This window comes from Rhizobium sp. P44RR-XXIV (genome assembly GCF_001999485.2).
GTDB lineage: Bacteria > Pseudomonadota > Alphaproteobacteria > Rhizobiales > Rhizobiaceae > Rhizobium.
In genome coordinates, this window is the sequence record NZ_MPVZ02000029.1 from 755,076 (window position 1) to 777,152 (window position 22,077).

Below are 22,077 nucleotides of genomic sequence, written 5' to 3' on the forward strand. Positions count from 1 at the left end.
CCGATTAATCGGAATAGATGAACTTCGCGACTTTCTTGTCGCCGACATTCGACTTGTCGATAACAGTGAAGCCGGTGCCAATCGCGGTCGGGATCGAATTCCCGGTCAGATGCGCATAGGCCGCCATCACGCCAAAATAGCCGATTTCCGCCGGATGCTGCGCAATCGCCAGATCGACGAGGCCGGAGTTGATGTTGTCGACGATCGATGTCGGTGCATCGAAGGCGACCACACGGATCTTGCCCGTCTGGCCGGCCTGCTGCACGCCGTTGGCAGCGCCAAGGGCGGAGAACAGGTTGGCGCCGAAGACACCATCGAGATCCGAGTTGCGGGCATAGACGGCCTGAAGCTGAGACGCGGCCTTGTTGGCATCGTCGTCATTGTATTGCGTGTCCAGAACGGTGATGTTCGGATACTTCTTCATCTCTTCCTTGAAGCCCTGCTCGCGCTGGTCCGTTGTGGAGACGCCGGGCTTCACGTTGGAAACGTAGACCTTGCCCTTTTCACCAACAGCCTTTGCAAGCGCGCGCGCAGCGATCGCACCGCCGAGCAGATTATCGGAAGCAATGTAAGCCAGCGGGAAATCCGCATCGCCATTGCCGGTCTGGTAGACGCCGGTGCCGATGAAGGTATCGACGGTGATGATCGGGATGCCCGCGTCGGCAGCCTTTTTCAGAGGCTGGATCAGCTGATCCTTGTCGGTCGGTGCGATGAGAATGAAATCCGGCTTCTTGGCAATCACCGCATCAAGCACCGGCACCTGCGTGACAGGGTTGAAGTCGGGGCCGCCCTGAAACACGAGCGTCGCGCCAACTGCCTTGGCGGCGGCTTCGGCACCCTTGCGCATGGTGATGTAGAAAGCATCGGTGGTCAGCCCCGGAATGAGGGCAATGGTAAACTTCTTGTCTGCTGCTTTAACGGTGCCGGCAACTGCCGCGACGCCAGTCGCGAGCGATGCCACGGCCGAAGCCTTTAGAAATGAGCGGCGCTCCATAATTTTTTCCTCCTCTTGAAGCCGAACCTCCCCTGTCCGGTAAAGCGATCATTAGTGGGATAGTTGCGCACGTCAAGTAATTTTTTTCCGCAATGAATTTCAATTATCCATTTGATATTATTGGATAACTCTCGATTGAGCACGACATCGTGAGCCGCCGGGAGACATTGTGTCACTCGGCGATGCAGGATTAGTCCGAGCTCATTGCGCTCGTCAGGGCAGTCGTTTTGTCACCGACGATCGAACACTTGCGAAACCCAGGCCAGTATGGCTTCCATGTCGAGCTCTTTCGTCTGGTCGACGGTCATCACCGCGCCGCACCCCATGGGCTCGGCCCGATCGGCAAGCGCTATCAGTTCCGGCACGTATTCGACGCCGGGATGGCCCGGCAACCGATCCTTAAGACGGCCGGCATAACGTTCTCCGGCGATACTACCGGGCACCTTGCACCAGAGCTCGGCAACACTCCCGATCCTTGTGTCGTGAAGATAGGATTCGAGCTGTGCCTTCGGCTGAAAGCCGAACCAGGCATCGACGATAAAGGTCGAGCCGGCCGGGGCGTCGGCAATGATGGACCAGATGGCCTGATAGCTCGCCTTGCCCAAGGTTCGATTGAAGTCGCGGTCGACGGGGCCAATATGCTGCAGGAACGGATTTTTGATGCCATCGAGCGAAAGGATCGACCAGCCGGTGCGCTCCGACAGCGCCTTGGCAAGCCGGCTTTTTCCCGAGGCCGGCACGCCATTGACCAGCACGACATGTTTTCCGGCCGGCTCCGACACATCGCCGAAATTTGCAAGGCCGGCGCCGATCACCCCGGCATCATCCGCGAGCTTGGCTGGCAATATGGCCGGGCAAAACCAAGGTGCGACCGCCGGAAGGTCGGCAAGTGCGCGCGCTGCGTCACAGCCGAGGCCGCCTCCGAGCAAGATGACTTCTGGGTCCATCGTCGCCGCGATATTGTCGAGAGCCGCTCGCAGGGGCACCGCCCATTGATGCAGCACGCGTCGAGCTGCTTCATTTCCGCTGGCTACCATCTCGAAAACATCGCCAATCGTCGCCGCCGTCAAACCGGCTTCGGCAATATGGCGGCGCAACGCAGTTCCGGAGCTGAAGGTTTCAACGCAGCCGCGCCTGCCGCAAGCGCATGGCGGCCCATCCTGTGACACGCAGATATGGCCGAGCTGCCCGGCAGCCCTGTGGCCGTGATAGATGCTGCCGGCATGGGCGACGGCGCCGCCGATGCCTGTTCCGATCGTCAGCATGGCGACGTTCTTATAGCCCTTGGCGCCACCGATCCGCATCTCGGCGATCAGAGCCATGCTGCAGTCATTCTCGATGACGACGCTCTTGCCGAGTGCCGCTTCAAGCCGATCCACAAAGTTGAGCCCGGCAAGATTGACGATGCCGCCGGACAGGATCTCACGGCTCGCTATATCCACCCGGCCGGGGATTCCGACACCGATGCCGCGAACCTCCGGTCGGTCGAGCTGACGCGACATGGCGATCACGCGGTCGAGTACTTGTTCTGGATCGGTTGGTGTTCGCTCCGATAATTTCGTCAGGATCTCGCCACGACCGGAGACGAGAGCGGCGCGAATATTCGTGCCGCCAATGTCGACGCCGATGGCGATATCAACCATTGGCGCGTTTTCCGGCTTGAGCGCTCTGCAAGCCCGCGCCCTTGAAATGCGTGGCGATAACTGCCTGGATCTCGCGAAGCCTGGGCACTGCGACGTTCTCCAGTCGATCTTTCGTTACGCTACGATCAAGCGAAATGCAGTCCTTCCAGAGTGAGCGCCCGGCAATGACGCCCGATGCGCCGTTGCGCATGGCGTCTTCGACTTGCGAGAGGAACGTTGCATGGTCGACGCCGGCGGACAGAACCGCCCAAGGCACATCGCCAGCCAGTCGCGTCACCTCCGCACAGGCCTCGGATGAACCTGGATAGGGAATTTTCAGAACCTTGGCATTGCAATCCAGGCAAATCCTGCTGCCGCCGACGATCAGAGATGGAATCTTTGCCTTGTATTCGGCCTCGTCCTCATCGTCGAACTTGTAGGTCAGGAACTCGACGACGAGCAGCAGGTCCTCGCGGGCGAAGTCTTCGATGCATGTTCGCATAAGCTCGATATTATGAGCATTCGCTTCTTCGCGATCGGAACGAAGATAGACCATGATCTTGCCGCCGGTCGCGCCCAACTGACGCACGCGACGGGCGGAAATGCCCGGAACCAGCTTCGACAGACGATAGCCCTCGGAAGACGTATCCCAGCCGGAAGCATCGAGGCCGATCAGCAGCGCGGTATCGCGCTGAAGAACACGATCGTCGACGAGTGCCGGCACCGCGCAGATCGGGTCGACCAATACGCAGGATGCCTTGCTGGCGAGGAAACGGGCGATGTCGGCCTTGGTATCCCCCAGTACCTTGTCCGAGATTGCCGCCTGATCGGCCGGCTCTTTGGCCAGCAAACTGCGCATGCCGCCGCGCTGGTCGCAGGCAATCACCATCATGGCACCATCGCTGCCGCAAATCTGCTGGTAGCCGCGCATTTCCGCTGTCGTCAACTTCGTCATATGAACCTTCCTCCGGCCGCGCGAAGCGGCGATGATGCAGGCTTGCCTTCCCCACTCCCAGGAGAGGGCAAATCTCTGGTATTGAGGGTGCGCAGTCGCCGCCGCATGGACATTGCGAAACCGGCTGTTTTGAGCGATAACTCCTCAAGTGAGATAGGTGTAACACATTGCAGAAAGGAATTTCAACCTGAATTCGTCTCAGTCGCAGGAGGCCGCGGCAAATCGTGCTTTGCTGCACACGGTCGCCAAGCTGCACTACCAGTCCGACATGTCCCAGGTCGACATTGCGAAGAAGCTGGGCCTGTCGACGGCCACGGTCTCGCGGTTGCTTCAGCGGGCCCGTTCCGTCGGGATCGTCAGGATCGAGGTGATCGATCACTTCCCGTCGGAGGATCTGAGCGCTGCGCTGATCGATGGGTTGAAATTGCGCTCGGCCGCGGTGATCGATACGCCGTCGTCCAATGTGTTGAGCGCGCTTGCCGCGCCGGTCGGCTCGCTTCTGCAGCAAGCTGGTCTACATTCGGGCTCAGCGCTCGGCATCGGCTGGGGAAGGGCAGTGCGCGAGGTGACGCTGGCAGGTCTGCCGCAACTGCCAGGCATCGTCACCGTGGCTCTCAATGGCGGCATGCCGCAAGCGGCGTTACATTTCCAGATTAATGAATTCGTTCGCCAGGCAGCCGCGCAGATGAATGGAACACCGCATTTCCTGCACGCGCCCTATATCTCGTCGACTGAGCTTAGAGATGCGTTCCTTGCCGATCCGACAGTCCAGCAGGTGACCTCACTCTGGGACAGGCTGGACGCAGCGATTGTCGGCGTGGGCCTGACGCATGCCGCAAACCCATCCGAGGCGGCGCTCCCAGGCGAAAAGGCGCTGAGCCACGCGGCTGGCGATGTGCTTCGCCACTATGTCACCGAGGCCGGCGAAATCCTGCATTGGGATGGCGAGGAGGGGATGATCGCGGCTTCGCCGGACCAATTGCGGAAGGTGCCTCTCTGTATCGCCGTTGCGGCCACCACCGGCAAGGCAGCCGGCATCATAGGAGCGGCGCGGTCAGGAATGATCAACGCACTGGTTACCGACGCCAACACCGCCCAGGCGATTCTTGACCGGCTTTCATCCAGCCAGAAAACCGAGGATCAACCCTGATGCTCTTCGACGGACGCTCCTTCGGCGCCTTCCTGTTCGACATGGATGGAACAGTGCTGAATTCGATCGCTGTTGCCGAACGCGTCTGGACGGCATGGGCGGAGCGACAGGGTCTCGATGCTGCAAGCCTGCTTGCCACCGTTCACGGCAGAAAGGCGATAGAAACCATTACCCGGCTCGGCCTGTCGGGGATCGATCCGGCCGAAGAGGTAAGGCTTCTCACACAGGCCGAGATCGACGATGTCGCTGGTGTCGAGGCTATTGCCGGCGCTGTCGACTTCCTGAAGCGATTGCCCAGGGATCGTTGGGCGATCGTCACATCTGCCCCACGGGAGCTGGCCAGAGTTCGCCTTGAGGCTGCCGGGCTTCCCTGGCCGCCGGTCCTCATTGCCGGTGAAGACGTGCAGAACGGTAAACCTGCACCGGACTGCTTCGTGTTGGCTGCGAGCATATTGGGACAACCCATTGAGGAATGTCTTGTTTTTGAAGACGCGCCTGCCGGTATCGAGGCAGGCGACGCATCGGGCGCTTCCGTGCTCGTCGTCAGCGCAACACATAGTGTCCCGCTATCGACGCCGCATCTGAGCATCGAAAACTATGACCATCTGGCGCTGGATGTCAGCCCAAACGGCGCTCTTCGCCTATCCAAAAAGATGGACTGAGACGTAGTGGACTTTACGCCCGCACCGCGGAATCGATGGCATTCGCATAGATGTCGAGCACGCGGGAAACGCTGGCGATAAGCAGGGCACGGGCCTCGGGTCTCACCGATCCGTCAGCAACCGCGGGCTCCAGATGGCCCAGATATTGGCTGATCAGCGGGCGAGGGATTTTATGTCCGTCCAGAGCAGACAGCAGCTTCTCGACGGCAGCTTGCGCGTCAGGCAACGCCCAATAATAGCGAATGCGGTCGCTGAAAGAATAATGCCGTTGGATGAACTGCTCGTGGGCATCACCGGGATAATATTTCTGCCAGTGCGCTGGTGAGGCGAGCATGATCCGTTCCATGACAGCTGAGAGGGCCTCTCCTGTTCCGCTCGGTGCAACCACACCGGCAATGGCGCCCAAGCCGTAGAGGCTTTCGCGGAGGGCGAAAGTCAGCCATGGGCCGACCTTCAGGATCGCAAAGCCATCGCTGACGAGATCGCGAAGCGCTTCGGCGCTCTGATAGTCCGTGGAATGCGCCTCAAACACGAATTGCGGCATGTCTTTCAAGGACGCAGCCAGCTTGACGGCCGCTGGTCGCTGGTAACCGATAACGTCGGCATTGCCGAATTCGACGCCTGGCTGGACGACGACGCCGATTGCGCGATCGAATGCAGCCTCTAGGCCGAGGCGGGTAAAGGCCTGTCGATGCAGCTCCACGGTTGCGCGCGCGTCATCCGGCGTCGTGACATGCATATGATCGAGCGCTTCGACTGCACCGCCGGGAACGGGAACTTCAGTACCGATGATGTAGCTTGGAGCAAGCAGCTCTAAGTGGCGCATCCGGGCTTCTGATACGTCAGCCAATTGCGCCGCCCTGGCTGCAATAGTTACATCCAAGAGGGCCTGCGGGTCGTCCGAGCAGGCCATGCTGGTATCGAGATGCAGCTTGGCAAAGCCGGCAGCGGCGAAAGCACCGATCATCACCTTCGCCTTTGACATCGCCTCTTCGGCACGCAGGTGTTTCCAAGGGTTCGGACCGAGATGATCGCCGCCCAGAATGAGCCTATCTCGATGAAAGCCAACCTTCGTGGCAATCGCTTCGACGAAACGCCGGAAATCGGCCGGCGTCATTCCGGTGTAGCCGCCATCCTGATTAACCTGATTGCAGGTCGCCTCGATGAGCACATCGGCATCTCTGGCTTTGCCATGCCGCAATGCTGCCTCGATAACAAGCGGATGCGCCGAACACACGGAGGTGACGCCGGATGGCAATCCTTTGGCCCTTTTCTGCGGCATGGCAGCAAGGCGTTGCGCCGCACTCACGATGCTACCTCCTGCGGGGCACGAGCAAGAAACGCCTGAACCTCGGCAAGCGTTGCAATCCCTTCCATCGGCCCCTTGCGTGTGACGGCAAGCGCGCCGCAGCCGCAGGCAATTCGAAGCGCGTTCTCGGGCCGCTCTCCACGAAGCCAAAGAGAAACAAATCCCGCGCCAAAACAATCACCTGCGCCGGTTGGATCGACCTCCACCACAGGAAAGCCCCCGACCGTCGCTTGGCTGTTCCTGTCGTAGTAGGCAGCACCTGCGGAGCCTTTCTTGACGATCACGGCGGACATGCCTCGCCCGAGCATTTCAGCTACGGCTGCAGCCTCATCGGTAGCCTCGGTGAAGATGAATAGCTCCTCGCCGCTCGGCAGGAAAATATCCGTCAGCGTCAGGACCTTGGTCAGCGCCTCCCGCATGCCGGGCAGGTCGATCATCTCCTTTCGGATGTTGGGATCGAAGGAGACTGTACCTCCCTTACGCTTGACCTTCTCGATAGCCGCAAGGATGACGGATGTGGCCCTCTCGGAAAACAGCGAGGAACCCATGACGTGAAAATGATCGGCGCCGTCCAGAAGTGTGGCGGCCCGTTGATCCATCTCGATCGACCCGGCCGCGCTGTTCTTTATATTGAACACGAAATGGCGGCTTCCGTCGGCACGATAAGAAACAAAGGCGGAGCCCGTTGCCTGCTCTTTGTGCACGGCAATGGCCGAGACATCCGCGCCCCAATCCCGCAATCGATTAATGTTGAGATGGCCGAAATCGTCATCGCCCACAGCACTGAGGAGACCGGCCGGCTGCCCAAGGCGGGCGGCCTGCGCGATGAAGATTGCCGGCGCTCCAGACGGGAAGGGGCCGTGCAACAGTCCGGGTTCCGCAAGGCTTTGATCGACGCGATCCGCCATGATTTCGACGACGATCTCTCCGGCGCTGACGAGCTTCTTCATGGCGGTTGAGCTTACTCCTCGAATTGAACCTGGCAGCTTCCCGCGCGATCGGCGAGCTCGCTGCAACCAGCTTCGTTCTATGGATTGCTCTTTTTCACGTCAACTAATAAGTTATCGCACGTAATATTTTAAGCGTCATAAAACTCGGAAAATTTTTACGGGAATTTTGTCATCGCTTGCACTTCTTCTCACGAATTCGCATAAGGCAGATGGCAGATAATTGCGCAGCGAGAATGGTCGGTTTCGATGGAAAAAATGACGCACAAAACAATGGAGGATTTTGCCAGGTCCTGCGGCGTTTCCCGACCGACGCTTTCGAAATATTTCGATGATCCCACAAGCGTAAAGCCGGCGACGCGCTCATTGATCGAGGCAGCCCTGCGCTCCTCGGATTATCAGCCGAACATTTATGCCCGGAATCTCAATCGCAAGCGCACCCGCAATATCGGCATCCTCGTTCCGACCCTGACGGATCCATTCTACGCGGAAATTGTCAATCGCCTGGAGCTTCGGCTGCGCAACGAGGGCTACTGGCCAATCGTGTTTTCCTCGCATGGCTTGCCTGAACTCGAGGCGGACGCGATCAATACCATTCTCTCCCTGAAGGTCGCCGGCGCCCTTGTCGCACCATTGGGACAGATATCCGATCCAAAGGCGTTCGGGCGGCTGGCTCAGAATGTGCCGGTCGTGTGCTTCGACACTTATATCGAGGGGAATACGCCTTTCATCGGCAACGATAACAGCCAGAGCGTCGCGACGATGGTCGAATATCTCTGCCGGTCCGGCGAGGCACCCGCCTATCTCGATGGACCGCACGTCAATCACAACTCGCCGGAAAGACTGGCGAGCTATGTCGCCACCATGGAAGCGTCGGGTCACGAACCTTTGGTGATCAAGACAATATCGCCCTATACGTGGGAATTCGAGCGTGTCGGCTACGAGCAGATGGACGATATGCTGAAGACGAATACTCTGCCGCGCCAGACGATCCTTTGCGCCAACGATCGCCTGGCCTTCGGTGTCATGGCGGCTGCTTTTGCGCATGGGCTTAAGGTCGGTCGTAAGAGTGGCGATGATCTGCGGATCGCTGCACATGACGACCATCCGCTCAGCCGCTACGCTTGCCCGCCCTTGACAACGATGGCCCAGGATTTCGCCGCCATGACGGCCAAGAGCGTCGAGGCGCTGATGTCACTATTAGGTGACGTCGATACATCGGACAGAACGATCGCCTCCATCATTCGCCCGCATGGCACGCTGGTCATGCGGCAATCGGCCTGACACCTTTCCAGCCGAACGTCAGGAAAGATCATGGCTCTTCGGTGGCTTTGGAAATGGTAACGCCGGAGCCTGCGGAAGGAGGGCCCGCAGGCTCCGGCATTTCCCGCCATCAACAACCAGTTAAGGCCGGCGGCGGGGGGAGAACCAAATAAGGCATATGGAGCGCGATGCGCCTTTGACAAGAGACGGCTCAGGGCATTGCCTGTGGGGTGATTTTGATGAAAAACCCTCACATCTGCGGCGCAGCTTGTGTGAATACATCCGCCTTGCAATGAAATAGCCCGGTGCACACAAGTCGTCGGCATATCCGCTAGCAAAAGCACGGAATTCATGGTGAGACCTTCGCAGCGGTACGGGAGGCACCATGCAAAATATGCTCATCTTTCAATCGCTCTGGGCCATGGAGCGGCGCAGCGCGAGATATCCGGAGCTCACGCTCGAGGAGAATGTAAAAAAAATCGCAGCGGCCGGCTTCGATGGCGTCAGCACGCATTGGCATGATCGCGACGCTGTTCGACGGGTCGCAGCCTTGCTCAAACATCATGGCCTGCAGGCGGAAGGGCAGTGTTTTCCCAAGACCGTCGACGATCTTAAGCCCGTGCTGGAAATCGCCGCTGAATACAATGTCCACCACATCTGCCTTCAGCCTGATGTGAGGCTGCGCCGCCTGGAGGACTGCATTCCCTTGCTAGAAGGCTGGCAAGCCCTGGCGGAGGAGGCAGGCATCGATGTGTTGATCGAGACGCATCGGGACCGCATGACAACCGATCTATTCTTCACGCTCGACCTGCTCGATCGCCTGCCGAATCTGAGATTGCTCGGCGACATCTCGCATTTCCTCGTCGGGCGTGAATTCGCCTGGCCGGTATCAGACGAAAATCATGCGCTCATGCACCGGATACTCGATAGTTCATGGGCCTTCCACGGCCGCGTCGCCTCGCGCGAGCAGGTCCAGATCGAAATCTCCTTCCCGCATCATCGCCCTTGGGTCGATCTCTTTCTTGACTGGTGGGAGTATGGATTCAAGAGTTGGCGAAAGCGCGCCGGCGCAGATGCCACTCTCGCTTTCACTTGCGAGCTGGGGCCGAAGCCCTATGCGATCACCGGGAGGGATGGCGAAGATTCCACGGATCGCTGGGAAGAGTCCCTGCTGCTACGGCAGGAGATACGCGACCTTTGGGACAGAGCTGCCGGCTGACAATACAGCGACCCTCGGCAACGGACGACCCGCAGAAAATTTATTGGCCTCCCAAACGACGGATAAGCTCAAGCCGACCGTTCAAGTAGACCGTCGAGCATTGAAAACGCCCGATGGCACGAACAGGAAGAGCCTTTCAGGCAAGAGGATATGCCAATGACCAGTAAGCTTCTGAGTGTAGCTGCAGCCGCCCTATTGACCGTGTGTTCGACAACCGCTGTCTTCGCGCAAGCAGCAACACCTTCGACGACGACGCCGGCAGCTGCCACCACTCCATCGGCCTCCACGCCATCCGCCACCATGATGCCATCGAAAGCCGATATCAAGACAGCACGGCAAGCCTGCCAGCAGGACGCGACGGGGCAGGCGCTGAAAGGCCAGGCACGCAAAGACTCTGTAAAAAGCTGCCTGCAGCAGAAATATCCGGTCCTGGCAAAACGTCAGACCTGCCATGATCAGGGAACAGCCAAGGGCCTGGAGAAGAAGGCGCTTCATGCCTTCGTCAAACAGTGCATCGCGGCGGGTTGACCCGGTGAAACAAGCCGCCTGAACGGACTATCGTCCTTCAGGCAACATAGCCCGCCTCCATTGAGCGCGGGCTATGCTGACTCGGTGTGAATGACGTGACCACCCACAAGCCGCAGCCCCACCCTTTTTCCCAGGCGCAATCGTCCTTATCTCCTTGCCAAGGCAATATGTTCCGGGACGCGACGTGTTTTTCCATCCAGATCGACTTTCATTCGGCATAGTCCTGCCGGCGCAAACAAGAACCCATGCCGACGTGGATTTTGATGCTCAGTTGAGCATCGCAAGACATGCCGACGAGCTGGGTTTCGATGCGTTGTGGGTGAGGGACGTTCCCCTCAACAGCGAGAGCTATCCCGACCCGATCGGCCATGCCGATCCGTGGGTTTTCCTCGGGGCGCTGGCCGCATCCACGTCCAATATAGCCCTGGCGACAGGCGCGATCGTTCTTCCCCTGCGACATCCTCTCCATATAGCCAAGGCGACGCTTTCGCTAAGGGCGCTGTCGAAAGGGCGGTTCGTGCTGGGTCTGGGTTCCGGCGACAGGCCGACGGAATATGAGGTCTTCGGACGAGATATCGAGAACCGGAAGGCGCTCTTTCAGGCGGAGTGGGAACGTCTTGCCGCCGCACTTGCCCCGGATCAGAAGATCATCGACGACAGCGGTCATGCGCGAAGCGAGTTCGCCATAAGGCCGGCACTGCAACAGCCCAGCATTCCGATGATAGCTGTCGGCTCTTCATCGCAATCGCTCGAGTGGATCGCCCGGCATGCGTCGGCCTGGATGACCTATTACCGCCCACTCTCCGTTCAAAAGGACCGTCTGGCGCTTTGGCACAATGCGCGAACGAAAGTGACCACGGAGTTCCGGGGCTTCGGCCAATCCATGGTTTTGGATTTGCTCGACAATCCAGACGCGCCCTATGAGGAAATAAATCTCGGCGGAAGGACGGGCAGGCGAGGCCTGATCGGCGCGCTATCGGCAATGCGCGAAGCTGGCATCCATCACGTCGCCTTCAGCCTTACGTCGGCGGGCAGGCCAACCCGCGACGTGATGGAGGAGATTGCTCACGACGTAATACCGGCGGTCGAATAAGGCGGGACCTGAGGAGACATCGGCGGAAATCACGGGGAGAAGCTGGCTTTTACTGTTCTTGCAACCTATCTTTGTGCTCAACACAAAAAGGGCCGGCTTTGCTTCTCGAAATTTCAATCGTCATCGTTCTCACCATTCTCAACGGCGTTCTTGCCATGTCGGAACTGGCGATCGTGTCGTCACGACCCGCGCGCCTGAAGGTTCTCTCCGATCAGGGAAGCCGAGGGGCCGCAATGGCAATCCGGCTTGCCGAAGAACCGGGCCGCTTTCTCTCGACCGTACAGATCGGCATCACGCTCGTCGGCGTTCTCTCGGGCGCCTTTTCCGGAGCGACGCTTGGCGCAAGATTATCGGGCTGGCTCGCCACCAAGGGCTTGTCCATCGCGGCCGCTGACGCCATCGGCGTCGGCTCGGTCGTCGTCGCCATCACCTATCTCTCGTTGATCATCGGCGAGCTGGTGCCGAAACAGGTCGCTCTGCGCGCGCCGGAAGCCGTGGCGAGCAAGGTTGCTCCGGCCATGGTATTTCTCTCTCGCGTGGCGGCACCGCTGGTCTGGCTTCTGGATTTCTCGGGACGATTTGTGCTCCGGGCACTCGGTCAATCCGGGAAAGCGGCCGATGGCGTCAGCGACGAGGAGATCAAGACGATCCTGGCGGAGGCTCAGAGTGCGGGCGTTATTGCAAACGAAGAGTCCGCCATGATTTCAGGCGTCATGCGTCTGGCGGATCGAAATGCCAGAGCGCTGATGACCCCGCGCCGCGATGTGGAAGTCATCGATATCGAAGACAGTTTCGAAGAAGTCCGCGACCAGTTACGCCGCAGTGAAAAAGCACGTTTGCCGCTGCGCAAGGACAGTTCTGACGAGATTGTCGGCGTGCTGGTGACCAGGGATTTCTTCGATGCAGTAGCGTCGGGCCGCGAAGTCGATATCCTGGCGCTGGCGAAACAGGTGCCGATCGTTTCCGATCTGTCGAGCGCGTTGGATGTCGTCAAGGCATTGCGCAAATCTCTATCGCACATGGTTCTCGTCTATGATGAATATGGCCACTTCGAAGGCGTGATAACATCAGGCGACATTCTGGATGCGATCCTGGGAGCCGTTCAGGACGAACCCGATTCCGCTGGCGAACAGGCGATCGTTCGGCGACACGATGGCAGCTATCTCGTCTCCGGCTGGATGCCCATCGACGAATTCTCTGATTTCATGAGCTTCCCTGTCGAGGACGATCGCGACTATCAGACCGTCGCAGGCTTCGTCCTCCAGGAATTGCGTCACCTTCCGGAAGTAGGCGAGTGTTTTTCGAAAAACGGCTGGCAGTTCGAGGTCGTGGATCTCGACGGGCGCAGGATCGACAAGCTGCTGGTAACCGCGGATGACACAAGCAGCATTCGAGCACGGAATCCGGACTCATAAAGGGGGCAAGACCTCTGGTCTTGCCCCAGGTTTTCGCTACCTGCGCCCTTCAACCAGGTTGATTTGGCCAAAGTCAGCTTAGTGAGCGCCGGCTCCGCCACCAGGCGCGGGCTTGCGCGCGAAGAGGACGGCGACCGCCGCTGTTGCCAGCAGAATGCCGATCACGGCAAAGGTATCGCTAAAGCCCATGATCAGCGCCTGCCGCTTGATGATGTTGCCGAGAGCAACCGTTGCTTTCTGGGTGGCAAGGGCGTGATCCGAGACGCCATGCGACACGAAGTAATTGGTCACCTGCGTCAGCCGCTCGCGCACCTCGTCACGGGATAGGGTCACCGACTGTCCAATGATATTGGAATGGAACTGCTCGCGCTTGGTGAGCACCGTGCCGAGCGTAGCCGTCCCGACGGCGCCTCCGAGGTTTCGCAGCATGTTGGTGAGACCCGATGCGGCGGCGGCATCGGCAGCGGCGATACCGGCGGTCGTGATGGCCGTGATCGGCGTGATGACCATGGCCTGGCCGATGGCGCGCACGATGTTCGGGATCCAGAACTGGTCGCCGGCGGTATCGGCCGAAAGCGTCACGTTCATGAAGCAGCTGATCGCGAAGATGGCGATGCCGAGAAACCCGATATAGCGGACGTCGAAGCGCTTCATCATCATCGGCACCAGCGGGATGAGGATGAGCTGCGGCAGACCTGTCCACGCAAGCACGTTGCCGATCTGCTCGGCATTGTAGCGTTGCACCTGACCGAGATATTGCGGCAAGATATAGACCGAGCCGAACAGGGCGAAGCCGACCAGGACGTTGACGAGAACACCGATGCCGAAATTGCGCTGCGTCAGCAGCCGCAGCTTCACCAGCGGGTTCTTGACCGTCAGCTCTATCCAGATGAAGGCGCTGAGCGAGATGACGGCAATGGCACTGAGCTTCAGGATGAAGGGCGACGAGAACCAGTCGTCCTTGTTGCCTTCTTCAAGCACGGTCTGCAGCGCCGAAAGTCCGATCGCCATCGTCGCAATCCCCGCCCAGTCACCTTCTTTCAGAAGACCAAGCCGCATCGGGCCTTTTTCGAGCGTCAGCGCAAGGGCGATCGCCATGATGGCGCTCGGCAGGGCGTTGATGAAGAAGATCGTCTGCCAGCCGTAATTTTCCGTAAGGTAACCACCGATAGTCGGGCCGATCGCCGGAGCGACCGTGACCGAAAGCGCGAAAAGGGCCAGCCCTGTCGGCTGCTGCGACTTCGGCAGCTTGGTGAGGATCATGGTGAAGGCCATCGGGATCAGCACGCCGCCGGCAAAGCCCTGCAATCCCCGCAATACGATCATCGTCCCGAGATCATGCGCGAAGGCGCAAGCGATCGAAAACAGCGGAAACAGAATCGAATTCACGAGAATATAGCGGCGAAACGAGAAGACGTTGCTGAAAAAAGCCGTCAACGGAATGACGACGATCTCGCCGATCAGATAGGAGGTCGAAATCCAGGCGCCGTTGTCGACGCCCGTGCCGATACCGCCTTCGATATCAAGAAGCGACGCATTGGTGATCTGAATGTTGAGGATCGCCATGAAGGCGCCGATCATGCCGGCAAGCACGGCGATCCATTCTCTGGTGCTGGCCTTGGCGCTCGGCTGCGGCACGGCGGTGGCTGCGATGGTGGACATGGCTCAATACTCCTCATCCCCCACCGGTCAGGCCCCAGGGCCCTGATCGACCGTCTTGATGTCGATGCTCGGCTGTACCGACATGCCAGGGCGCAGATCGCCCGACGTGGCGCTGTCGCGATCGAGAACGATCTTGACGGGGATGCGCTGCACGACCTTGGTGAAATTGCCCGTGGCGTTATCCGGCGGCAGCAGAGCGAATTCCTGACCGCTGGCGGGCGCGAGACTATCGACGTGGCCGTGATAGACCCGGCCGGGGAACATGTCGACCTCGATGTCGACAGGCTGACCGGCATGCACGTCGGTCAACTGGGTCTCCTTGTAATTGGCGATGATATAGGCAGCCGACGTCGGCACGACAGACATCAACTGCGTGCCCGCTTGCACATACTGGCCGACGCGCAGCGTGCGGTTGCCGACGACGCCGTCGAGCGGCGCTGTGATCGCCGTGTAGGAGAGGTTGAGTTCCGCCTGGCTCTGGACGGCCTGGTCATGGGCAAGTGTTGCCTTGGCCTGCGCCAATTGAGCCTTCAGCAGGTCAACCTGCTTGGTGGTGGCGGCGAGCGATGCCGTATCGCGGTCGATTGCAGCGCGAGCAGCAGCGATCTGCGAGGCGGCCTGCTGTGCCGTTTGCACGGCGGCATAGCCGTTGACCGAAAGGCTGGCATAACGCTTGTCGTTCTGCTCGGCAAAAGTCTCGTTGGCCTTGTCGACATCGACGGTCGCCTGGGCAGCCAGGATCAGCGATTGCTGCATCTCGAGAGATGCCTGCTTGGCTTCGACATCGGCCTGAGCGGCAGCAACATCGGCCTTGGCCTGATCCAATGCCGTCTTGAAGTCGCGATCATCGATGCGGGCGAGCACCTGGCCAGCCTTGACCGTCTGGTTGTCGTTGACGAGAACATTGGTGATGTAGCCGGAAATCTTCGGCGCGATCGCACTGTTGTCGGCTTGCACATAGGCATCGTCTGTGGAGACCTGGAAGCGCCCGACCGTCCAGTAGTTGTGACCGTAATAAGCGGCGGCAGCGATGACCACAAGCGCGGTGGCTCCGAGCAGGAACGACTTGCCACGCTTCGGTGCCGGCTTTTCCTCGCCAGAAACCTTCGTCGGCTCTACCGAGATGCCCGGCTTGCCGGCGTCCATGGTCGGCGCCGGTGCTTCAGCTGATGGCGCCTGCTTGTTGGCGTTCAATACATGAACCTTGTTTTCCACTGTTGCTTCTCCGAATGGGCCGATCGCTTGGGGTGCGAAAAATTCGGCCTGCTATTTAGGAAACTTGATGTTTTCCAAAATATGCACTATAGAATGGATGTCAACAGGAATTTGGAAAATAGAAATGGTCGAAATTCAATTAATTGAGAAGAGGTCGAGGGGCCGTCCCCAAATCCGCTGCGACGATGACACGAAGGGCCTGATCATCGAGGCTGCGGATGTTCAATTCCGGGAGAATGGCTATGCGGCCACGAGCATCAATGTGATCGCACAGGCAGCCGGGGTGTCGACGAAGACGCTTTACCGGCTTTTCCCGGCCAAGGATGATCTGCTATCGAGCATCATCTCCGATCGAATCAATCGGTTTTTTCTGGCCCTCGACCAATCGACGCTCGCCACTATGGACCTGCGGGAAGGGCTGGAGCGGCTGCTGACGGCCTACGGCATGCTGACGATGTCGCCGGACACGATCGACATGATGCGTCTCATCATTGCGGAATCAGACCGTTTTCCCGAGATCGCCACGGACTTCTATCAGACCGCTATCATCGGCTCCAATGCCGTCATGGAGAAATGGCTGACGAAGCAGGCCGAGCGTGGGCTGATCAGGCTGGAGGACCCGCACATGGCCTCCGGCATGCTGCGCGGCATGATGATCATGGAGCCTCAACGCGCCGCCATCCTGCGCCAGGAGAAGCCGCCGGGCATCGAGGAGATCACCCAGCGCGCACGGATTTGCGCCGATATCTTTCTGAGGGGCTGTCAGGTCTGACTGATTGCGCGTCTGGTGAACCCGCGCGCATCACAGTTCAACGCCAGGCGCAAATCTTTGCCTTGTCGTTGACCCAGCATCCGCCATTTCTATGAAGCTTGCCCAGATCTTCGTGTGCATGCGTACCGCCCGCCGTTCCATTCCAAAAACCGGTCGCCTCGTTGGGAGCACTGGTCGCCAAATAGGCGAAATACTTCCCGCCGGGATCATCGGTTCCAATGGAAAACGAGCCATTGGGGTCTGGGACATAGGTACAACGGCCCTGAAGGTAAATCTGGCCTTCCACTTCGAGGAAGCAGATAACCTGCGCTGCATGCGCTGTGCTTGAAATCGCAAGAAGTGCAATCGCGACTATCGCCCTGGCTATCAAGATCCACCTCCCTCTATCCCGTAATCCGCTGACGCCAGTGATCGAGGATTTCGCCTTCACTAGCGGCTCGCCCGATCATACGATCCCTTGCGCAAAAGTCGAACGCGGAAAAACGTGATCGGCCGAGGGGAGGCGGCGTGTTCCTGGAGATAAAAGGCTACCAAGCGCCAGCCAGGGAATTGCCGATGAGCGGCACAAGATTGGTTTTGCCGCCGCGATCCTGAACGGTGATCGACGCCTGCATTTTCTTCGGAGACTTCCGAAACCAGTTCGTTGCGACAATCGCGAGATCTCCGATCATCGGATGCTTGCGCCAGTCCGCGAAACGCCGGCTCGTTGCGTCGGGCTCGGAATGATAGAAGAAATCGCCGCTCTGAGCGAGATCGTTGATGGACGCGGCCATTGCGGAGAGCGGACGCTGAAACATCTTAGACGGTATCAGCAAATCCGGCGCACTCTGCGAGAATGCCGGGGCCATGAAATCAATTGCCCAATCGTCCGCTTCAATCCAGCAGTGGAAATTTTCGCGGCGCCGGAGACATGGCCATCTTCACGCTGGTCCGCGAAAAGGATGTGCTTTCCGCCAAGATTATAGGCCGCTAGACCGCCTTTCGGCTTTGCCTTGACCTTGAAATGATGTTCGAGAATGAAGGCTCCGAAGGTGCTGAAATACATCGAAGCCGTGGCGGGATTGGCGTTCTCGTTGATCAGCAGGCTATTGATGACCCGGTAGATCCGATGGTAGTCGCTTTGCGTGATCAACATGATCCTTCACCCTAAACCCATGACTTATGCCATCCCGTAAGTGATGGCGGCCGCGATGTAAACGACACACCGCGGCATGGATGCATGCCATGTCGTCTCGGAGCCTGGTAGCAGTTGGTTTTTCCGGATCAGGATGGCCGCCCTGTTTGACGGGCGGCCACAACCGTTTGAGGGTCACTTCTGGGCTGTAGCAGCAGCGTCCAGGATCATTTCGCTCGGCGCCATTTTGGCGTTGCGCTGCAGGAGATAGTAGGCAACCGCAGTCACAATGAGGCCGACGGCCCAAGAAATGTCGGCGTCGTTGAGCATGATTGCAATCGGCCCCTCATAGAGCGGCTGATTGAGAAGCGGTATCTGAACCACCACACCCAGAATGTAGCATCCCAGCGCAGTCCAATTATACGCACCGTAACGGCCGTTTGGATCGTAGAGGGCGGGAATATCCACCTTCTCCTTCGAGATGAGATAGTAGTCGACGAGATTGATTGCGCTCCACGGGACGAACACCGCCAGAAGCATCAGGACGAAGTTCTTGAATGCCGAGAGAAAATCCGAGCTTGCCAGCACGGCGATCAGCACCGACAAAGCAACGAATCCGATAATGTAGGCCGCCCTGGCGCCCTTGGAGATACGGGTCTGATTGCTGAACGAGGTGAAGGTCGTGAGGATCGCCATGAACCCGCCATAGGCGTTCAGGCAATTGATCGTGAGCTTTCCGCAGACGATGACGACGTAAACGAGAATTGCGCCTTCGCCCGCCAGCGTTCCAAGGAAACCGACCTGGTTTGAAAGGAATTTCGCGCCGAGAGCAGCGACAAGCACGCCAAACGTCATGGCAAGTTGCGAGGCGAGCGCCGAGCCGAACAGCGTATAGAAGAACGCTTTGCCATCAGCCGTTGAGGACGGAAGATAGCGGGAGTAATCGGCAACATAGGGCGCATAGGTAAGCTGCCATCCGGCAGACAGCGAAACGGCGAGCAGGAAGGTCGCGACCGTTGCCGGTTTTTGCCCGAAGGCCGAGTGAATGTCGTACTGATGAAACAGCTGGTAGGATAGGTATGCAAAACCGATGATGCTGATGACCGTGGCAATCCGTCCCATTATATGGATGACCTTGTAGCCGACGAGCGCGATTACGCAGGTGAGCACCCCGAAGACGATCATGCCGACGGCTGGATTGGATGAGCCAAGCAGAAGGTTCAGGGCTTGGCCAGCAAGGACGGTGCCCGTTGCGGCAAAGCCCAGATACATAAGGATGACCAGAAGCAAGGGGAGGGTCGCGCCTTTGACGCCGAACTGCGCCCGGCTGCTGATCATCTGGGGCAGCCCCAGGCGAGGACCCTGCGCCGAGTGAAGCGCCATCACGATCCCGCCAAGGATATTGCCGATGGCCAGCCCGATGATTGCAGTCATCGCCTCCGCTCCGAAGACGACAGCCAATGCGCCATCGAGTACCGCCGTGATCTGCAGGTTTGCTCCGAACCAGAGCGTAAACTGGTCCCGTGGGGAACCATGCCGCTCGGCCTCCGGTATTCTGTCGATGGTTCTGCGTTCAGCGAGCCCATCGCTCGTTTTGACACCACTCATTATGCGCTCCTCCTGGGGGAATTCGAAACTCACAACCCGTTTTATATAAATGAAGAAGACATTTTGTATATACATTTTGGCTTGGCAGGCATCCTCGATCCCAGCCCTTTGTGTGCAAATTCTTCGAGAGCTTTCGTTCAGACAGCGCTAGCATGCGGACCATCGCGGCTGTCACCGCATTCTCTTGCCGTACGGTTGAGCTGCGTCGAGGTCAGCACGATTCTGGACAGCTCATGGGTGGGGAGCACTCCTTTACATGCTCCTAGTAGGGGGTACCTCAAGGTTTTCCCGCCAATGCACCTTTCCTCGGACATATCGAGAACACGGGCATCCCAAGATGCCTGGTGGGAGTCGGCTTCGGGAGGGGGCGGAATCGTACGCCAAGGTCGAATAGAAGCACGACCATCATAAGGGTGGAACAAAACAAAATCCGCTAAGAGCCAACAGAAGGTAAGCTTGCGTCGCGCATGACCCCACCAGATGCGTCCAACTGAACGCAATCGATCATCGGACGGCCGTCAACGTGCTGGGGAATGAGCGCTTACTATAAAGCCAAAAGCACGCAGAATTCGGCATGCCAATTCGATGAGCACACAATATCCGTAACCAAACATCAGCCCGTAGACAATTATCGGTAGGGTAGAATCAAGTGATATAAGCAAATCCGGATTGGAACGACGATTCCAAAATTGCTGCAAGTACGAACCGACGAGTGCGAATAGAATAAAAATAAGCGGCGCTAACCACACAACCCTCTGAACTTGCTCAATAGAATGAATTCTCCAGAGATAAACAAACGAGATCGCAACAAAAAACAGATACTCGACGCCGGAGAGCATGAGGAAAATAAAAAGAATTGAAAAAAAGCGACTTTGGAAAAACACTAAAGAAAGAACAGGTAAAATAAGTGGGAGAACCAGTGCAATCCGATAGAAGGTCTTGAAAGACATATCATTCCTCTGATGCAGTGTTTTTGCGGCAATCACCTCGAATAATTTTGCCACTCGTCAGATGCCAGCATACCCAAAACGCTAGCCCCGATAGGGCGCCAATCAACCCATAGATTAGAAGACTATCGATCGCGTATGCGGCCGGATATGACACCGCTACGAGAGTTGTAGCTCCTGCCAAAGCCCCACCGATGAAACATGTCCACCATCTCACCAGATTGAGCCAAACAGCGAAAAGACAAAGCGGCAGTCCAAATAGAACTGTGAACATCACTGAGAATGGAGACGTGACCAACATTGTCCCGACAATCGAGACTACATCTTGTTTGCCGGAAAGCGGGGAGGTCACGGAAAAAATTATCGGCGGCACGAATGATGAGACCAGCAACCCAAGTGCCGCACCTCTTAAATTGATAGGATTTCCATGACGCATGATTTTCAATCCTATTGAGAAGACTGGCCGTCCCACTTGGGGTCGGTTCCGGGAGAGGGCGGAATCGTACGTTAGCGCATATCGGCGGAGGCAAGCGAGCGCGCCAGACTATGCTGTGTCAAAATCAGCCCCGCTTCCCATATACCCGGATAAATTTGGCTCGTGTTTCATCTTTGTCTTGCGCCAAGCTTCCTGCTCAGCGTTGATGATAGCCAACTCCCAAACGCAAGCGATTACTGGTCGCTTCATAGTATCCATCGGCTCGGCGGCGCCATATAGCTTACGATAGATATGCTGACAAAGTACGGATCCTTGTATCCACCAGTGCGCGAGAATGGAAACACCCATTTCACCCGGATGAATGATAACGAAACCCATGCCATTGTCGTCACCTTCATCACGAACGCGCGGCAAAACCTCTTCCTGTACGATGGTTTCCGCAAGCGCGATCAATGTATCGGCAATGTTTTTTCCGTCTGCGGCAAGACCATATATTTTCAGGTGGAGGCCTCCAACCTCCCAATGCCCCAGATTCGTGACACCGCGTGGCCGACGGATGTCATCACCGAGTGCTGGGATGATGTCGATCACACAGTTGCGTCGATCAACGCCGGCACCGTGGCGCCATCGGCGATCCTCAAGAAGCTTGCCGCCTACTGTCGCCAGAATCGGCTCGATCTGGCGCTTCGGGAAGTCGGCCGGATCGAGCGCAGCCTGTTCCTCCTGGACTGGCTCGAGGATGCGGATCTGCGGCGCCGCTGTCGTGCCGGCCTCAACAAGGGAGAGGCCCGCCACTCCCTGGCTCAGGCAATCTACACCCAGCGTCAAGGCCGCATCACGGACCGTACCCTGCTCAACCAGAGCTTCCGCGCCTCGGGCCTCAATCTAATGATCGCGGCGATCGTCTATTGGAACACGATCTATATGGACAGGGCTGTGCAGCATCTGCGTGCGACAGGAATTCCAGTGCCCAACCAGGTGCTGTCCCATGTCGCACCACTCGGCTGGAATCACATCAGCCTGACCGGCGACTATCTTTGGCAGCAGGCGACGGAGATCCCGCTCGATTACTGGCCGCTCCGCCTCAAGGATGACATCTTTGCAGCCGCCGGTTGAGGGCGTTCACAGTCCGAGAAAAGGTGCATTAGCGGGAAAACCTTGATGGG

General features: G+C 58.2%; 19 protein-coding genes and 2 pseudogenes. 9 read left to right on the forward strand and 12 right to left on the reverse strand.

Annotated elements, in window-relative coordinates:
* Positions 1 to 4: 4 nt before the first annotated feature.
* From BSK43_RS29530 to BSK43_RS29540, 3 genes are all read right to left on the reverse strand, one after another.
* The gene (locus BSK43_RS29530) at positions 5 to 994 is read right to left on the reverse strand and encodes a substrate-binding domain-containing protein (RefSeq protein ID WP_077467109.1); all 990 of its coding nucleotides are present in this window, start codon (positions 992 to 994) and stop codon (positions 5 to 7) included.
* Between the two features lie 230 nt (positions 995 to 1,224).
* Entirely contained in the window at positions 1,225 to 2,637 is a 1,413-nt protein-coding gene (locus BSK43_RS29535) for an ROK family protein (RefSeq protein WP_077467110.1), read from the reverse strand.
* Positions 2,630 to 3,571, reverse strand: a complete 942-nt coding sequence (locus BSK43_RS29540) for a tagatose-bisphosphate aldolase (RefSeq protein WP_077467111.1) — start codon at positions 3,569 to 3,571, stop codon at positions 2,630 to 2,632. The genes BSK43_RS29535 and BSK43_RS29540 overlap by 8 nt, the downstream gene beginning before the upstream one ends.
* Positions 3,572 to 3,800: 229 nt before the next feature.
* Here BSK43_RS29540 and BSK43_RS29545 point away from each other — a divergent pair, with 229 nt between their 5' ends.
* Both BSK43_RS29545 and BSK43_RS29550 read left to right on the forward strand, forming a co-directional pair.
* Positions 3,801 to 4,721, forward strand: a complete 921-nt coding sequence (locus tag BSK43_RS29545; RefSeq protein WP_205910674.1) for a sugar-binding domain-containing protein — start codon at positions 3,801 to 3,803, stop codon at positions 4,719 to 4,721.
* A complete protein-coding gene (locus tag BSK43_RS29550) occupies positions 4,721 to 5,383 on the forward strand; it encodes an HAD-IA family hydrolase (RefSeq protein ID WP_077467112.1) in 663 nt (220 codons plus the stop codon). Before BSK43_RS29545 ends, BSK43_RS29550 begins: the two co-directional genes overlap by 1 nt.
* Before the next feature lie 13 nt (positions 5,384 to 5,396).
* Here BSK43_RS29550 and BSK43_RS29555 read toward each other — a convergent pair whose 3' ends face one another.
* Positions 5,397 to 6,692: a D-tagatose-bisphosphate aldolase, class II, non-catalytic subunit gene (locus BSK43_RS29555; protein ID WP_246662726.1), complete on the reverse strand. Its 1,296-nt coding sequence runs from the start codon at positions 6,690 to 6,692 to the stop codon at positions 5,397 to 5,399.
* Complete coding sequence (locus BSK43_RS29560) at positions 6,689 to 7,642, reverse strand: sugar kinase (RefSeq protein ID WP_077467113.1); 954 nt, start codon at positions 7,640 to 7,642, stop codon at positions 6,689 to 6,691. The genes BSK43_RS29555 and BSK43_RS29560 overlap by 4 nt, the downstream gene beginning before the upstream one ends.
* 246 nt (positions 7,643 to 7,888) lie before the next feature.
* On the opposite strand from BSK43_RS29560, the gene BSK43_RS29565 reads away from it, so the two are divergent.
* From BSK43_RS29565 to BSK43_RS29585, 5 genes are all read left to right on the forward strand, one after another.
* Positions 7,889 to 8,923: a LacI family DNA-binding transcriptional regulator gene (locus BSK43_RS29565; protein WP_077467114.1), complete on the forward strand. Its 1,035-nt coding sequence runs from the start codon at positions 7,889 to 7,891 to the stop codon at positions 8,921 to 8,923.
* Positions 8,924 to 9,287: 364 nt separating this feature from the next.
* Positions 9,288 to 10,121 carry a TIM barrel protein gene (locus BSK43_RS29570; RefSeq protein ID WP_077467115.1) on the forward strand — a complete coding sequence of 278 codons (834 nt, stop codon included), beginning with the start codon at positions 9,288 to 9,290 and terminating at the stop codon, positions 10,119 to 10,121.
* A 156-nt stretch (positions 10,122 to 10,277) separates the two neighbouring features.
* On the forward strand, positions 10,278 to 10,649 hold the full coding sequence (locus BSK43_RS29575; protein WP_077467116.1) for a PsiF family protein: 372 nt from the start codon (positions 10,278 to 10,280) through the stop codon (positions 10,647 to 10,649).
* A gap of 184 nt (positions 10,650 to 10,833) precedes the next feature.
* Positions 10,834 to 11,742 carry a TIGR03571 family LLM class oxidoreductase gene (locus BSK43_RS29580; protein WP_077467117.1) on the forward strand — a complete coding sequence of 303 codons (909 nt, stop codon included), beginning with the start codon at positions 10,834 to 10,836 and terminating at the stop codon, positions 11,740 to 11,742.
* A 98-nt stretch (positions 11,743 to 11,840) separates the two neighbouring features.
* The gene (locus tag BSK43_RS29585; RefSeq protein WP_077467118.1) at positions 11,841 to 13,157 is read left to right on the forward strand and encodes a hemolysin family protein; all 1,317 of its coding nucleotides are present in this window, start codon (positions 11,841 to 11,843) and stop codon (positions 13,155 to 13,157) included.
* A gap of 78 nt (positions 13,158 to 13,235) precedes the next feature.
* On the opposite strand, the gene BSK43_RS29590 is transcribed toward BSK43_RS29585, so the two are convergent.
* Both BSK43_RS29590 and BSK43_RS29595 read right to left on the reverse strand, forming a co-directional pair.
* On the reverse strand, positions 13,236 to 14,819 hold the full coding sequence (locus tag BSK43_RS29590; RefSeq protein ID WP_077467119.1) for a DHA2 family efflux MFS transporter permease subunit: 1,584 nt from the start codon (positions 14,817 to 14,819) through the stop codon (positions 13,236 to 13,238).
* A gap of 27 nt (positions 14,820 to 14,846) precedes the next feature.
* On the reverse strand, positions 14,847 to 16,034 hold the full coding sequence (locus BSK43_RS29595) for an HlyD family secretion protein (RefSeq protein WP_077467120.1): 1,188 nt from the start codon (positions 16,032 to 16,034) through the stop codon (positions 14,847 to 14,849).
* 124 nt (positions 16,035 to 16,158) lie between these two features.
* Between BSK43_RS29595 and BSK43_RS29600 the strand changes: the two genes are divergently transcribed.
* Positions 16,159 to 16,806 carry a TetR/AcrR family transcriptional regulator gene (locus BSK43_RS29600; protein WP_077467121.1) on the forward strand — a complete coding sequence of 216 codons (648 nt, stop codon included), beginning with the start codon at positions 16,159 to 16,161 and terminating at the stop codon, positions 16,804 to 16,806.
* A gap of 37 nt (positions 16,807 to 16,843) precedes the next feature.
* On the opposite strand, the gene BSK43_RS29605 is transcribed toward BSK43_RS29600, so the two are convergent.
* From BSK43_RS29605 to BSK43_RS29625, 5 genes and pseudogenes are all read right to left on the reverse strand, one after another.
* Positions 16,844 to 17,176 carry a hypothetical protein gene (locus tag BSK43_RS29605; RefSeq protein WP_077467122.1) on the reverse strand — a complete coding sequence of 111 codons (333 nt, stop codon included), beginning with the start codon at positions 17,174 to 17,176 and terminating at the stop codon, positions 16,844 to 16,846.
* 157 nt (positions 17,177 to 17,333) lie between these two features.
* Positions 17,334 to 17,941 (reverse strand): annotated as a pseudogene (locus BSK43_RS29610) (DUF2026 family protein).
* 174 nt (positions 17,942 to 18,115) lie between these two features.
* Positions 18,116 to 19,528, reverse strand: coding sequence for a cytosine permease (locus tag BSK43_RS29615; protein WP_077467123.1), 1,413 nt, complete (start codon positions 19,526 to 19,528; stop codon positions 18,116 to 18,118).
* Positions 19,529 to 20,046: 518 nt separating this feature from the next.
* Positions 20,047 to 20,478, reverse strand: a complete 432-nt coding sequence (locus tag BSK43_RS29620) for a hypothetical protein (RefSeq protein WP_077467124.1) — start codon at positions 20,476 to 20,478, stop codon at positions 20,047 to 20,049.
* A 541-nt stretch (positions 20,479 to 21,019) separates the two neighbouring features.
* The gene (locus BSK43_RS29625; RefSeq protein ID WP_246662727.1) at positions 21,020 to 21,364 is read right to left on the reverse strand and encodes a hypothetical protein; all 345 of its coding nucleotides are present in this window, start codon (positions 21,362 to 21,364) and stop codon (positions 21,020 to 21,022) included.
* Between the two features lie 102 nt (positions 21,365 to 21,466).
* On the opposite strand from BSK43_RS29625, the pseudogene BSK43_RS29630 reads away from it, so the two are divergent.
* A pseudogene (locus tag BSK43_RS29630) lies at positions 21,467 to 22,027 on the forward strand (Tn3 family transposase); the annotation flags it as partial.
* Between the last annotated feature and the right edge of the window lie 50 nt (positions 22,028 to 22,077).